This window comes from Allobosea sp. 05T439 (genome assembly GCF_056396005.1).
Window position 1 is genome coordinate 30,099 of sequence record NZ_JBFTKP010000019.1, and the last position, 13,663, is coordinate 43,761.

Consider the following 13,663-nt stretch of genomic DNA (forward strand, 5'->3'; position numbering starts at 1 on the left):
GGGCTAGCCTCGCCCAGCCAGGACACGGTCGAGTTGCGCGTCGGTCGGCGTCACCTGATAGAATAGCGTGTGGAATTCGCKGGCGAGCGGGCGGATATCCTCGGGGAACTGGGCGGGATAGAGCAGCTTCGCCAGCCACCACAGCCCGATCATCCGGTTGACCGAAGGCGGGAAATCGACCCAGCCGAAAGGCAGCTTAGGGGAGAGATGCACGCGGCGATCGCGCACCGCCCGGACATTCGCCCAGGCAGGATCGCTGGCGACGCCATCGGCGAAGGCCGGATCGATGGTGACGATCACCTCCGGATCCCAGGACAGGATCTGTTCGAGCGAGACATTCGCAAGCCCGCTGCCCGGGGTCTCTGCCGCGACATTGCGCGCGCCGAGGAAGGAGAGCGTCTCGACATTGATCGAGCCGCCGAGCCCCGTCTCGAGCCCGCGTGGGCCGCGCGCGTAATAGACCGAGGGACGCTTCTCCCCGGGAATCGTGGCGATACGCCCCTTGATCGTCGCCATTGCGGTCTCGCACCAGCGCGCCAGCGTCTCGGCGCGTTCGCCGCGCCCGGCCAATTGGCCGAGGATGCGATAGCTCGCCGGAATCTGCTCGAAGCGACCATCCAGCAGCGCATAGGGAATGCCGGTCTGTTCCTGCACCCGCATTGCCAGCTCGACATAGGTTCTGCCCGTCGAACCGGCATCGACGATCAGGTCCGGCTTGAGGCCGAGCACCGCTTCGAGATTGGCGCTGTTGCCGCGCCCGGTGATGCGACCGACTTCCGGCCTGTCGCCAATTCCAGGCAGCAGGAATTCGCGCTCCTCCGCGCGATTGGCGCGCGGCCAGCCGAGCAGCAGATCGGGCGCAAGCGTATAGAGCGTGATCGCAGCAGGTGGCCCCGCCGGAAAGGCGCGTTCGACCCGGACCGGAATGGCGATTTCACGCCCGGCGCCATCGCGCACGGTTGCAGCACGCGCAATGCGCGGCGCGGCGAGCGTCGCGGCAAGGCCGCCCAGAACGGTTCGACGGTCAGGTCCGCGCATGATCATGCTCCGTGCCGGCGCCCGCTTGCGGGCAGCGGTTCGGTTTGATGTCGAGAAGCGGAGTGCCGTCGACGCAGTCGAGCCCGCGCACCCGCAGCGCGCCCTCCTCCACCCCAATGAGCCTGACCCGCGACAGGGCGATCGGATTGGGCCGGACCGGCGAGCGCAGTGCAAAAGTGCCGAGGATCTGGCCGCTGGATTTCGGGCTCTGGGTCAGCAGATCCCTTCGGGCCAGGTTCATCCAGTACAGCAGGTCGAGATATGCGCAGGCTTCGACGCCGGCCAGCGCCGGCCACCAGGTCGCATCGACCTCGACATGGCAGATGGGCCCTGATTCCGGGTCTCCACGACGCGGGCATTGATCGCGTGAGGCGAAGGGCGTGCGCAGGCGGCCGATGAAGACGAGATGCGCATCCTGCCGATCGGGCAAGGCAGCGATGGTCTCGCCCCGCCGCGTCGCCTGCCAATCCATTGCCAACTCCGTCACTTCGACCCGCTATGTGGGAGCGCCGGCGCGGCAAAGCCGTGTTTCGCCAGAATCTCCTGCCCCGCCCGCGACAGGATGAACATGGCAAGCCGGTAGCCGTTTGGCGAGGCCTTGCTCATCACGGTCAACCCGTAATCGGCCCCCACCGCGAGCGCAGCCGGCAGCCGGACCAGCGTCACGCCGGGCTGCTCCCGGGCGAGTGGCTGGGTATTGGTGCAATAGGCCAGGAAGATGTCGGCCTCGCCACTGGCAAGCTTGTAGCCATAGGCATTGACGTCGTCAGGGGCGGCAACGCTGCTCGGACCGCCCGTCAGCTGCAGTGCCTTGGCCTCGAGCGCCGCCCTTGCGCCCGGCTTCAAGGCCTCGGCCCGCGCGAAGACCTCGAAAGCGTAATCGCCCGAAGGATCCGCTTTCGGCGTCGAGGTGCCGAGCCTGATGGATGGATCGAGCATGCGTTCCAGCAACGTCTCGGCGGTGACCATCAGGCCCGGCCGAACGAAGGCGCAGAGCTCGTTGCGCGCGAAGAGCACGACCGGCCCGGCCAGGCCCGCGTCCGCCAGTGCAGCCGGGTGGCCCATGTTGGCGGAAGCGAACACCTCCGCGGCTTCGTCCTTGGCCAACCGCTCGCGCAGCAATCCCGAAGGGCCATAGGCAGGTTTGACCTGAACCCCGGTCGCGGTCTCGAATGCCTGCGCCATCTCGGTCAAGGCTGCTCGCAAGCTCCCGGCGGCGTGCAGCAGGGCCGGCTGCTGCGGCTCACCGGTAGAAACCGTGTCCTGCGCCATCAGACGCTCGGCGACGACGAGAGTGCGCATAGGCTGATGCATCGGCCTGCATCGCTTTGCATGAGAAGGGCTGCGGCCGGTCGCCCCTGCCATGCGGCGATCGCCTTCTGCCCTTCGGGGCTGATGAACCGATTCACGCCAACCTATCCGTCATTGATCGGGTCTCATGCGGGACTTGGCCAAGCCCCGCGCTCTGACAGGGTACTCGTTGACCTGTGGCTTGTCGCCATTAGCGACGCTGCATGCTCCGTCACGGTGCGGGTGCGGCCGGTCCTATCGCCATCGATGGTCGGCACTGCGCCGCCCTCGGTGCTCGCCCGGCCCAGGCTGACACGAACGGTCAGAGTTCGTGCGTCCGGAAATTCCTCCAGGCGCAGACGCGATGAACATATTCGCGGTCGCTTTCAGCCTCGCCAAAGGGCGCGACGAGCCAGTCCCAGCGTTCATCCGGCGGCGGTAGCGGGACACGGCGCGCCAGATCCAGCCGGTCCGTCACTGTGCCATCGCGGTCGTGCTCGAGCATCTCGACATCGCTGATCAGGCAGACACGTCCCGCGAAGCGCGCAAGGTCCTGGAGATGCCAGGCGATGCAACGCGCCGGCAGATCATCCGGAAGGGCGGTTGCGCGGTCCCCGTTCTCCTCGAGCCAGTCCTCGATCGGCCAGGCGAGCTGCGACATCAGGTTAGCCGAGATTACCAGATCGACCTCCTTGTCCGCACTGAGATCGGCCAGCGGGTCGCTACGCCCCTGGCTCTCCCCCGCAAGCCAGTTCATGACGCCAGTCAGATCACGCGTCACCAGCTCGACATTGCGGCGCAGCGCCATGCGCAGCCTGACCTGGGGCAAATGGACCACGTCGATCAACACGACGCGCTGAAAGCGTGCGCAGAGCAGGTCGAGAGGCACATCGCGCACCAATCCCGAGCCGAGCACAATGGCCGTGCGGTGGCGTCCGAGCTCGCGGACGATCTGCGCGACGACCGCCTGACAGCGCTGGTGGTGCGGTGTCCAGCCTTTGCGCTGGCGTCGCCCGCGCGCCCAGAGCGCAGTGCTCTCCCGCAACAGGCCAAGCTGCCGCGTCATCCGTCCGACCGGGGTCGCAAGGGTCAGCAGGAACTCAGCCAGCATCGGGGCCTGCGTCCGAAACATGGGAAGCGAATTTCGGACGCAGCCATACGCAGTCCCTGTGTCCTCAGGTCAGCGCGCCACGCCCCGCAACTGGCCAAAGCGTCTCGACATGCGCATCGGGACCGTGCAGCCCGCGCACGCCGACATACCAGTCGTGCAGGTTCACCGTCGGGTCGCAATGGCCCGGAATGAGCAGGATGCGGTCGCCGCGATGCGGCAGCGCGATCGGATCACCGGTGAGCACGCCATGCTCGTCAGAGGGTTTGGTGTAGATGACGCCGTCGCGCTGGAACGGCATCGGCATGCCGGAATCGACCGCCGCCGCCTTGTGCCCGGCATCGACGATGGCACGGTCCGGCACGGGCTTGCTCATCACCCCGGCGAGGACGAAGAGCGCGTGTTCGAAGGCCCTGAAGGGGGTGCCGTCCGCCTGCCGATTGCGCGCGTAATCTGCATCCATGAAGATGTAGGAGCCGGCCTGAATCTCGTTCCAGATGCCGGACTGGCTTTCGAGCTCATAGGTACCGGTGCCGGCGCCGCTGACATATTCGCAGGTGAGGCCTGCCTGCCCGAGGCGCTCCACCGCGTTGCGGGCGAGCAGCCCGGCGCGCTCGATCGCCTCGCGCCGCTCGTCGATCGAGCGCATGTGCTGGGCAGCACCGTGATAGGCTTGGATGCCCGTGAAGCGCAGCGAGTTGCTGCGCGCGACCGCCTCGGCGATGCGGACGGCTTCGCCGACTGCGACGCCACAGCGGCGCCCGCCAATATCGAGCTCGACCATAACGTCGAGCATCACGTCGTGCCGCGCAGCCGCCTCCGCCGCCTCGCGCACGCCCTCGGGATGATCGACGCAAAGGCCGATCCGTGCGTTGCGCGCCAGCTTGGCGAGCCGATCGAGCTTGGCTGGACCGACGATCTCGTTGGTGACCAGAACATCGCCGACTCCGCCCGCGACGAGAATCTCGGCTTCGGAGACCTTCTGGCAGCACTGGCCGACGGCGCCATGCGCGATCTGAAGCAGGGCGATATCCGGGCTCTTATGGGTCTTGGCATGAGGACGAAGACGTACGCCATGGGCCTGCGTATAGGCGGCCATGGCGACGAGATTCCGCTCGAAGGCGTCGAGATCGAGAACGAGCGCTGGCGTGTCGATCTCGGCGAAGCTCTGGCCGATCTGGGCCGGCGGGGGCGCGGGCATGAGTATACGCTATCTCCGGAATCAGTTGCAGCACTGTGGCTATGGGACGCCAGCTTCGTGTCTGGAACAAGACCGGAGCGCGAGGAACGCCCCCGCCGCCAAGCCAGTGGCATATCGCGGTCGACCATGTTAGGCCCCGCGCCATGAAGATCGGCCGCGTTACCGACGACACCTTTGCGCTCTTCGCCCGCGTCTGGCGCGAGCGAGTCAACGCCTACCTGCCCCAGATGGCGATGATCCTGGCACTAGTGGTGGTGATCGCCGCGACAACCAGCTTCTACCCGCTTCTGATCAAGGCAGCCTTCGACGCCTTCGCCGACCCCCTATCGGCGGAAGCGACGGGCTTCGTGCGCCGGATGGAGCGTCTCGTTTCGAAGTCGATCGGGATCGAGATCGGCGTGGTCAACGCCGTTGCGGTCGTCGTCGTCATCGTCACTGCGATCAAGGGCTTCTCGCTGCTTACGCAAACGGTGATGACCAACAGCGTGGTCAGCCGAATCGAAGCGGATATGCAGTCCGCGCTCTACGCGCATCTGATCGACGCCGACCTTGCTCAGCTCCAGCGCGAGAACCCCGCGTCGCTGACCCAGCGCTTCACCACCGACTTCACCTATGTGAAGGAGGCACTGACCCGGATCATCAACATCGCCGTGCGCGATGTGATGACCTCCATCGCACTGGTCGGGGCCCTGCTCTGGATCGATTGGCAGATGACCCTTGTCGTTCTGCTGATCGCGCCGATCGTCGCGCGCCCGATCGGCCGGATCGGCAAGAAGTTGCGCCGCATGGCGATGTCGCAGCAGGAGCAGACAGGCATCATGGCAAGCCTCGTCACCGAGAGCCTGCAGGGTGCCCGCGTCGCCAAGACGGACTCGCTCGAGCCCTATCTCAAGGCGCGCGCCGCGCATGCCTTCGAGACGATCCGCTCGCTCAAGATGAAGGCTGCCAATGCCCGCGGCCGGCTCGATCCTCTGCTCGAGGTCGCCGGCGGCATGGCGGTCGCCGGCGTCCTTGCCGCCATCGGGGTCAGGATCACGGCGGGCACCAGCACGATCGGCGATTTCACCGGTTATGTCTCGGCGCTGCTGCTCGCGGCGCAGCCGATGCGTTCGCTCGGCAACCTCAACGCCATCCTGCAGGAGGCCGGGGCCTCGCTGAAACGCTACTATGCCCTGATCGACGAGAAGCCGTTGGTCACCGAGCGCCCTGGAGCGCAGCCCCTCAAGGTCGGTGCCGGCGAGATCGCCTTCCGGCACGTTCGCTTTCGCTATCGCGATGATGCCCGCGCCCTGGAAGGCATCGATCTCGTCGCACAGGGTGGCAGGATGACAGCTCTGGTCGGTCGCTCCGGCTCCGGCAAGTCGACGCTGCTCACCCTGGCGCCGCGCCTTTACGACCCGAACGAGGGCCGCATCGAGATCGACGGACAGGATCTGCGCGACGTCACTCTCGCCAGCCTGCGCGGCCAGATCGGTGTCGTCAGCCAGGATGTCATGCTCTTCGACGATACCGTGCGGGCCAACATCGCCTTTGGCCGGCCGGGAGCGACCGAGGCCGAGATCATGGCCGCCGCCAGGGACGCAGCGGCGCATGATTTCATCATGGCCATGCCCGATGGCTACGATACGCAGGTCGGCGAGCGCGGTTCGAAGCTGTCCGGCGGTGAACGCCAGCGTGTCGCCATCGCGCGGGCCATCCTGAAGGATGCGCCAATCCTGCTGCTCGACGAGGCGACGAGCGCACTCGACACCGAGTCAGAGCGGCTCGTCCAGCAGGCGCTCGCCCGGCTGATGAAGAACCGCACGACACTGGTGATCGCCCATCGCCTCTCGACCGTGCGCGAGGCCGATCTCATCGTCGTGCTGGAAGAGGGCCGGATCGTCGAGACCGGTAGCCATGATGCTCTGATCGAGCATGACGGCACCTATGCCCGGCTGCACCGGCTGCAATTCACCGAGAACTGAAACGCGCCGATCTCAGGGCTCGCGGGCAAGCGCGTCCACTGCGGACTGAAAGCCCTTGAACGAGAAGGGCAGCACGACGGCGCGGTTAGCACCATCCTGATAGCGAAGCTGGCCAGCCTCGCCAAAGCCGCGCCAACGCTTCAGCAGGTCGTCGCTCACGTTCACCTCGGCGAAGCAGCCGCCGGGAAGGCAGCGCTGGAAGTCGGCAAGCGTCCCCTCGTCCTTCTCTCCGAGCGCAAGGCGGATACCGGCCTTGGCGCCGAGGCTCACATTCGGCGGCACCTGCACCACGAGCTTGTAGGGTTCATTGCGCACCGGCCGCCCGAGCGCGATCAACGCCACCGGGCCGCGCTGCCCCTGCACCTCGAGCGTCTGCACGATCTCGCAGATCCGGGTCCCGACGCCCTGCTGGCAGCGATGGGTCCAGTCGCCATAGGTCGCCGTCGTATTGTCCGGCTGCGAAACGCCGCCAGGAGCGGCCGGAGCCTGTGCACTCGCGGAAGGACGCTGCGCCTGGGCAAGGGCTGCGCCACTGAAGATCACGACGGAAACGAACGCGAGAGGCCTAAGCTTCGAAATCACCTGACAAGTCCCCCTTTGACGGTAGCCATGACTTAGATGGTGGCGCGCGTTTCCACGCAAGCCGTTTGGAGCTCGCTGGGAACGGTCGTCAACATCCCGTGGCGAATGACCGGTTATGGGCGCCAGCCGGTTTCCAGCGCCGGAGCATCGGCCTGGGCCTCTTCCTTCCGAGCCTCTTCGACCACCGCGAAGAGGGCGCGCAAGGCATCGTCGACGCCCTGGCCAGACGCTGATGACAGCACGATCGGCGCGCGCTTGGCGGCCCGCTTCAGCCGCGCGACCTGCTCCTTGAGCAGCTCCGGGCTCAGGGCGTCCACTTTAGACAGCGCCACGATCTCGGGCTTCTCGGCCAGGCCCTCGCCATAGGCCTCGAGTTCCTCCCGAACGGTCTTGTAAGCCTTGCCGGCGTGCTCGCTGGTGCCTTCGACCAGATGCAGCAACACGCGGCAGCGCTCGATATGGCCGAGAAAGCGATCGCCGAGCCCATGTCCCTCATGCGCTCCCTCGATCAGGCCAGGAATATCGGCCAACACCATCTCGCGCCCATCGACCCGCACGACACCAAGGCCGGGATGCAGGGTGGTGAAGGGGTAATCGGCGATCTTCGGCTTTGCAGCGGTAACCGTGGCAAGAAAAGTCGACTTGCCGGCATTGGGGAGGCCGACAAGCCCGGCATCGGCGATCAGTTTCAGGCGAAGCCAGACCCAGCGCTCCTCTCCCGGCAGGCCCGGATTGGCATGGCGCGGCGCCTGGTTGGTCGAGGTCTTGAAATAGGCGTTGCCGAAGCCGCCATTGCCGCCCTTGCACAGAACGAAACGCTGGCCGGATTCGGTCAGGTCGGCAATCAAGGTCTCACCGTCTTCGTCGAAGACCTGCGTACCCGGCGGCACCTTGAGCACGATCGGCGGGCCATTGGCGCCGTGCCGGTCCTTGCCCATGCCGTGTTCGCCGATCCTGGCTTTGAAATGCTGCTGGAAGCGGAAGTCGATCAGCGTGTTGAGCCCCTGCACGCATTCGATCACGACATCGCCACCGCGTCCGCCGTCGCCGCCATTGGGGCCGCCGAATTCGATGAATTTTTCACGCCGGAAGGAGACGCAGCCCGCGCCGCCGTCACCGGCCTTCACATAGATCTTGGCTTGGTCGAGGAATTTCATTGCTTCTCAGTAGTGGGCCGCGGGCCGAAGGGCAATGCGGGCGGCTCACGCGGCAAGCCGTGGCGCGGCCATTTCTTCGCGAAGCGCCTGTGCAAAGCGCCGGGCCGCGAGACTAGGGCTAGGCGCGACGATGAGACCGACCGAAAGCTCGAACAGCGGTGGCAGGCCCTCGGCGGCGCCAAGCCGGCGCAGGCTCGGCGGCACCGCACTCTCGGTGATCGCCGTGACGCAGAATCCGGCCTCGACCGCGGAGATCACTCCCGCCGTATGCGAGGAGGAAAAGACCAGCCGATGCGCCCGCCCTGCCCCGGTGAGCGCCGCCAGGACACGAGGGCGCGCCCGGCAGCCTTCGGAAAATAAAGCGAGCGGCAGAACCTCCTGCAATTCCGGGCGATGACCGCGCGCCGCAACCCAGACCAGCGGCTCGCGGCGCAGCGTTTCTCCCTTTGGCCGGACCGGATCCTGCGTGATCACGGCAATATCGAACTCGCCGGCCGCAAGCGCAGGCTCGATCCGTTTCGAGAGATCGCAACGCAGTTCCAGCTCGACACGCGGATGCTCGGCCGCAAATCGTGCGATCAGCGGACGCAAGTAGGCGTCGACATAATCGTCGGGCACGCCGACGCGCAGTCGCCCCGTGGCTGCCTCGCCGCCCAGATCAGCCAGCGCTTCGCGCTCGACCGCGAGCAGGCGGCGGGCATGACCGATCAGCCTTTCGCCGGCGTCGGTCGGTGTCACCCCACGCCGCGAGCGCTCGAGCAGCTTCTGGCCCAATTGCGCTTCGAGATCCTGGATGCGGACCGAAACCGCCGATTGCGTGCGGCCGAGCCTGACGCTCGCTGCCGTGAAACCGCCGGTCTCGGCGACCGTCACCAGCATATCGAGCGCCGCCAGATCGAAATGAGTCGCCATCGCCTCGCTCCATCGGAATTTCGAATGGAACGATGAGAATAATCCGTTTTTCCGATTGAAGGAAGCACCCTATATCGCCGGCACTGCCCGTCGCGGATGACCCTGATGACCACCCCGAGCCTCGCCCTGTCACGTCCGGCTGCACCCGGCCTTGCCATGTTCGTCGCCCTGATGACTGGCGCGACCTGCATCGGCTTTTCCGGCATCTTCGTGCGCTATGCCGATGTCGGACCGGCCGCCGCCGGCTTCTGGCGCATGCTCTTTGCCCTGCCCGTGCTCGCAGCCTGGACCGCGTTCGAACAGCGCAAGCCCAGATCGGGGGCCGCGCGCTCGGGGAGCTGGTGGCCGATCGCGCTGGCCGGGTTCGCCTTCGCCGTCGACGTGACGCTCTACAATGCCTCGCTCGGCTTCACGACGATCGCCAACGCCTCGCTGCTCGGCAATCTCTCGCCGGTCGTCGTCGTCCTGGCGGCCTGGCTCCTGCTCGGTGAGAAGCCGACCGGGCGCATCCTCGGCGCGCTGTTGCTGGCGATCGGCGGTGCGTTGATGCTGGTGCTGCCGAAATTCGCGTCTTCTACGGCCGCGGCCAGTCCGGGCAGCATTTTCGGCGACAGCCTGGCGGTCGGAGCAGCCTTCTCCTACGCCATCTACATCATCGCCATTCGCCGGGCCCGGGATTTTGCCGATGCCGGGCGCATCGGCCTGATCTCCAGCGCGCTCTGCGCCGTCTTCTGCATCGCGGTCGCGATCCTGCTTGGCGAAACCATCCTGCCGCAGAGTCTACAGGGCTGGCTTGCGGTCATCGCGCTCGGACTCGTCTCGCATGCGCTGGGCCAGGGTTTGATCACGCTGGCGCTCGGCCAATACGGCGCCAGCGCCGCCTCGCTGGTGATGGTCTGGCCGGCACTGGTCAGCGTTCTCGCTGCCTGGGCGATCTTTGCCGAGCAGCCCTCGCCCGCGCAGGCCTTTGGCGGCGTGGCGATTCTGGCAGCCGTTCTGCTGGTGCGGAAGGGCTGAGATTTGCTGCCGGACCTGGCCCCGCCCCTCTGAAGCGGCCTGAGATTGCTCCCCCAGCCGCGGAGCACAGCAGGGTTCTGCGGCCCGACCTCGAAACTATAGACGCAAAGCCGCTTCCGCTCGGCTCCGTCCTGCCCGTCGTGTCCTGCCCGTCGACCCTACTCCGCCGCAAGCCGCGGCGGCGGCAGCTTTCCACTCATCGCCTTGGCGCTGGCTTCGCCGGGCGATTCCTCATCCCCCATGGGCTCCCAGGCCGATTCATCCTCCGGCTTGCTGAAGAAGCGGCCGAAGAGCCAGCTGAAACCACGGCCGATATCGTCCATCACCGTGTAGAAGGACGGCACGAAGACGAGGCTGAGCACGGTCGAGACGATCAGACCGCCGATCACCGCGATCGCCATCGGCGCGCGGAACTCGCCGCCATCGCCGACGCCATAGGCGGAGGGCAACATGCCCGCCGCCATCGCGATCGTCGTCATCACGATCGGCCGGGCCCGCTTGCGCCCGGCTTCGAGCAGTGAGGTGATCCGGTCCTTGCCGCGGGCGACCTCCTCCACCGCGAAATCGACCAGCATGATCGCGTTCTTGGTGACGATGCCCATCAGCATCAGCAGGCCGATATAGACCGGCATCGAGACCGGGTTATTGGTCGCGAGCAGCGCAATCACCACGCCGCCGAAGGAGAGCGGCAGCGAGAGCAGGATGGTCACCGGCTGGGCGACCGAGCCGAACAGCAGGATCAGCAGCGCGAAGACCAGCATCAGGCCAGTCGTCATCGCCGTGATGAAGCCCTGCACGACCTCGCCCTGGATCTCGGCGTCACCGGTGGCGGCAATCCTGACGCCCGCCGGCAGTCCGACCTCTTTGACGATCTCGTTGAAGGTATCCTGCGCGGTGCCGAGTTCGAAACCACGTTTCAGGTCGGCGCCGATCGCAGCCCGTCGGACGCGGTCATAGCGGTCGATCGAGCTCGGCCCCTCGCCGAAGCCGATATCGGCCACCGCCGTCAGCGGAATCGAGACGCCGCTCGTATTGGTGACACGCAGGGCGGCAATATTCCGGATGTCGGCACGCGCTGCCTCATCGAGCTGGACACGGATCGGCACCAGCCGGTCGCCGGCATTGAACTTGGCAAGATTGGCACCCGCATCGCCGATCGTCGCGATGCGCACCGCTTCCGAGATTGCCTCCGGCGTGACGCCGAGCGTTGCTGCCTGCTCGAGTTTCGGGGTGACGCGCAGCTCCGGCCGGCTGAGTGAGCCAGCGGTCGCGACATTGAGGTAGCCGTCGACCTGGCGCATGCGCGCCTCGATCCGGGCAACCGCCTCGTCGAGCGCATCGCCGTCCTTGGAGAGAATCGAGAACGCCATCTCGCGCTCGCCGCGCTCGTTGACATACCAGGCCCGGGCATCGGGGACGGTGGCGAGCTTCTCGGCGATGACGACCTTCAGGTCCTTTTGCTTGACCGCACGATCGCTCTTTGGCGTCAGCATGATCGTGACCGAGGCGCGCCGGACCTCGCGCTGTCCGGTCGGCGAGGCGCCACCGAGCACGAAGACATGCCTGACCTCGGGAATCGTCTTCAGCGCGTCGACGATCTGGTCGGTCGTGACGCGGGTTTCTTCCAGCGTTGCGCCCGGCGGCAACTCGACGCTGGCGACGACACGCGCAGTGTCCTCCTCCGGGAAGAAGCCCGTCGGCAGCAAGGCCGTCGCCTGGATCGAGGCGAACAGGAAGATGAAGCCGACCACCAGGGTCACATAGGCCATGTTGAATGGCAGCTTGCGCCAGCGCCCCGTCCCATCGAAACGCGGCAGCAACGGCAGGCGGATCCGCGCGAGAGTGAGCCGCAGCAAGCCGACATAGCCGCGCATGAACGGACCAGGCCTGTCATCCTCGTGCTTCACGGGTCGCATCAGATAGGCCGCCATCATCGGCGTGATCAGTCGCGCCACCAGCAGCGAGAACAGCACCGCGATGGCAACCGTCAGGCCGAACTGGCGGAAATACTGCCCGGCGATACCGCCCATGAAGGAGACCGGCGCGAAGATCGCGACGATGGTCAGGGTGATCGCGATGACCGCGAGCCCGATTTCATCGGCCGCCTCCATCGCCGCGCGATAGGGCGATTTGCCCATCTTCATATGGCGCACGATGTTCTCGATCTCGACGATCGCGTCGTCGACCAGGATGCCGGTGACGAGCGTGATTCCGAGCAGACTGACCAGATTGAGCGAGAAGCCCAGCATCTGCATCGCCCAGAAGGTGGGGATGGCCGAAAGCGGTAGTGCGATGGCGGTGATCAGCGTCGCGCGCCAGTTGCGCAGGAAGAGGAAGACGACGAGCACGGCCAGCGCCGCCCCCTCGAACAGCGTCTCCATCGCCGCCTGGTAGTTGCCATGGGTATAGGCGACGGCATCGTCGATCAGCTTCAGCTCGATCGACGGGTAGCGCTTGTTCAGCTCGTCGATGCGCGCTGCAACCACCTGCTTGACCGAGAGCTCGCTCGAACCCTTGGAGCGGAACACCGCGAAGGTGACGACGGGCTGCTTGTCCAGGCGACTGAAGGAACGCGGCTCGGAATTGGAATCCTCGACGCGGCCAAGCTCCTTCAGCCTCACCTCGCGGCCACCGGTGAGCGAGATCTTGGTCTCGGCAAGCTCTGCTACCGTACGTGCCCCGGCGAGCGTGCGAATCGCCTGTTCCTGGCCGCCAACCTCGCCGCGCCCACCGGCGAGGTCGACATTGGTCGCCCGAATCTGCCGGTTGACTTCGCCAGCCGTTGTCCCGAGCGCCAGCAACCGGTCGGGATCGAGCGAAATCCTGATCTCGCGATCGACGCCACCGTAGCGATCGACACGGCCAACGCCCTTCAGCCCCTGCAATTCGCGCGCAACGACATCGTCGACATGCCAGGAGAGTTGCTCCAGCGTCATGCCGGGCGACGATGCGCCATAGCTCAGGACCGACTGGCCCTCGACATCGATGCGCTGGATCACCGGCTCGTCGATGGTGCGTGGCAAATCCGCCCTGACCTTGGCGATGGCGTCCTTGACGTCGTTGACCGCCCGGTCGGTGTTCACCTCCAGCCGGAACTCGATCAGGGTGAGCGACTGGCCGTCGGTCAGCGTCGACATCACATGCTTGACGCCCGTGATGTTGGCGACCGCATCCTCGATGCGCTTGCTGACCTGGCTTTCAAGCTCCGCCGGCGCTGCGCCGGCCTGGGTCACTGAGACCGAGACGAAAGGCACGTCGATATTCGGCATCCGCGTGACCGGCAGTGTCGAAAACGACATCACCCCAAGCACGCAGAGCACCACGAAGAGCAGGATGGCCGGGACCGGTTTGCGGATCGACCAGGCAGAGAAATTGATGTTCATTCCGCCGGCCC

11 protein-coding genes are annotated in these 13,663 nt (G+C 66.2%); 2 read left to right on the forward strand and 9 right to left on the reverse strand.

All coding sequences use genetic code 11. The features are described from left to right. Nucleotides 1-3: 3 nt before the first annotated feature. The 5 genes from AC1DIO_RS21215 to AC1DIO_RS21235 all read right to left on the reverse strand — a co-directional run bounded on the left by AC1DIO_RS21215 (nucleotide 4) and on the right by AC1DIO_RS21235 (nucleotide 4,637). Nucleotides 4-1,038: an iron ABC transporter substrate-binding protein gene (locus tag AC1DIO_RS21215; RefSeq protein ID WP_476854039.1), complete on the reverse strand. Its 1,035-nt coding sequence runs from the start codon at nucleotides 1,036-1,038 to the stop codon at nucleotides 4-6. After that, entirely contained in the window at nucleotides 1,025-1,510 is a 486-nt protein-coding gene (locus AC1DIO_RS21220) for an SAM-dependent methyltransferase (protein WP_441507424.1), read from the reverse strand. Before AC1DIO_RS21220 ends, AC1DIO_RS21215 begins: the two co-directional genes overlap by 14 nt. Before the next feature lie 11 nt (nucleotides 1,511-1,521). Further along, nucleotides 1,522-2,340: a molybdate ABC transporter substrate-binding protein gene (locus AC1DIO_RS21225; RefSeq protein ID WP_441507425.1), complete on the reverse strand. Its 819-nt coding sequence runs from the start codon at nucleotides 2,338-2,340 to the stop codon at nucleotides 1,522-1,524. Nucleotides 2,341-2,650: 310 nt separating this feature from the next. Next, nucleotides 2,651-3,439, reverse strand: coding sequence for a hypothetical protein (locus AC1DIO_RS21230; protein WP_441492738.1), 789 nt, complete (start codon nucleotides 3,437-3,439; stop codon nucleotides 2,651-2,653). A gap of 64 nt (nucleotides 3,440-3,503) precedes the next feature. Further along, nucleotides 3,504-4,637, reverse strand: a complete 1,134-nt coding sequence (locus AC1DIO_RS21235; RefSeq protein WP_441492737.1) for a DSD1 family PLP-dependent enzyme — start codon at nucleotides 4,635-4,637, stop codon at nucleotides 3,504-3,506. Nucleotides 4,638-4,780: 143 nt separating this feature from the next. Here AC1DIO_RS21235 and AC1DIO_RS21240 point away from each other — a divergent pair, with 143 nt between their 5' ends. Then, nucleotides 4,781-6,601: an ABC transporter ATP-binding protein gene (locus AC1DIO_RS21240; RefSeq protein ID WP_441507426.1), complete on the forward strand. Its 1,821-nt coding sequence runs from the start codon at nucleotides 4,781-4,783 to the stop codon at nucleotides 6,599-6,601. A 12-nt stretch (nucleotides 6,602-6,613) separates the two neighbouring features. Here AC1DIO_RS21240 and AC1DIO_RS21245 read toward each other — a convergent pair whose 3' ends face one another. The 3 genes from AC1DIO_RS21245 to AC1DIO_RS21255 form a co-directional block, all read right to left on the reverse strand. Further along, nucleotides 6,614-7,183, reverse strand: coding sequence for an invasion associated locus B family protein (locus AC1DIO_RS21245; RefSeq protein ID WP_441492735.1), 570 nt, complete (start codon nucleotides 7,181-7,183; stop codon nucleotides 6,614-6,616). Nucleotides 7,184-7,296: 113 nt separating this feature from the next. Continuing rightward, the gene (gene obgE / locus AC1DIO_RS21250) at nucleotides 7,297-8,340 is read right to left on the reverse strand and encodes a GTPase ObgE (protein ID WP_441492734.1); all 1,044 of its coding nucleotides are present in this window, start codon (nucleotides 8,338-8,340) and stop codon (nucleotides 7,297-7,299) included. Between the two features lie 45 nt (nucleotides 8,341-8,385). Continuing rightward, a complete protein-coding gene (locus AC1DIO_RS21255; protein ID WP_441492733.1) occupies nucleotides 8,386-9,252 on the reverse strand; it encodes a LysR family transcriptional regulator in 867 nt (288 codons plus the stop codon). A gap of 105 nt (nucleotides 9,253-9,357) precedes the next feature. Between AC1DIO_RS21255 and AC1DIO_RS21260 the strand changes: the two genes are divergently transcribed. Further along, nucleotides 9,358-10,269 (forward strand): DMT family transporter, encoded by a 912-nt coding sequence (locus AC1DIO_RS21260; RefSeq protein ID WP_441492732.1) that lies wholly within the window; start codon nucleotides 9,358-9,360, stop codon nucleotides 10,267-10,269. Between the two features lie 158 nt (nucleotides 10,270-10,427). Here AC1DIO_RS21260 and AC1DIO_RS21265 read toward each other — a convergent pair whose 3' ends face one another. Next, nucleotides 10,428-13,652 (reverse strand): efflux RND transporter permease subunit, encoded by a 3,225-nt coding sequence (locus AC1DIO_RS21265; RefSeq protein WP_441492731.1) that lies wholly within the window; start codon nucleotides 13,650-13,652, stop codon nucleotides 10,428-10,430. Nucleotides 13,653-13,663: the final 11 nt, after the last annotated feature.

Excerpts from the sequence above, each read along its gene's own strand:
- AC1DIO_RS21220 (WP_441507424.1), bottom strand. The coding sequence starts at position 1,510 with ATGGATTGGCAGGCGACGCGGCGGGGCGAGACCATCGCTGCCTTGCCC.
- AC1DIO_RS21225 (WP_441507425.1), bottom strand. The coding sequence starts at position 2,340 with ATGCGCACTCTCGTCGTCGCCGAGCGTCTGATGGCGCAGGACACGGTT.
- AC1DIO_RS21230 (WP_441492738.1), bottom strand. The coding sequence starts at position 3,439 with ATGCTGGCTGAGTTCCTGCTGACCCTTGCGACCCCGGTCGGACGGATG.
- AC1DIO_RS21235 (WP_441492737.1), bottom strand. The coding sequence starts at position 4,637 with ATGCCCGCGCCCCCGCCGGCCCAGATCGGCCAGAGCTTCGCCGAGATC.
- AC1DIO_RS21240 (WP_441507426.1), top strand. The coding sequence starts at position 4,781 with ATGAAGATCGGCCGCGTTACCGACGACACCTTTGCGCTCTTCGCCCGC.
- obgE (WP_441492734.1), bottom strand. The coding sequence starts at position 8,340 with ATGAAATTCCTCGACCAAGCCAAGATCTATGTGAAGGCCGGTGACGGC.
- AC1DIO_RS21255 (WP_441492733.1), bottom strand. The coding sequence starts at position 9,252 with ATGGCGACTCATTTCGATCTGGCGGCGCTCGATATGCTGGTGACGGTC.
- AC1DIO_RS21260 (WP_441492732.1), top strand. The coding sequence starts at position 9,358 with ATGACCACCCCGAGCCTCGCCCTGTCACGTCCGGCTGCACCCGGCCTT.
- AC1DIO_RS21265 (WP_441492731.1), bottom strand. The coding sequence starts at position 13,652 with ATGAACATCAATTTCTCTGCCTGGTCGATCCGCAAACCGGTCCCGGCC.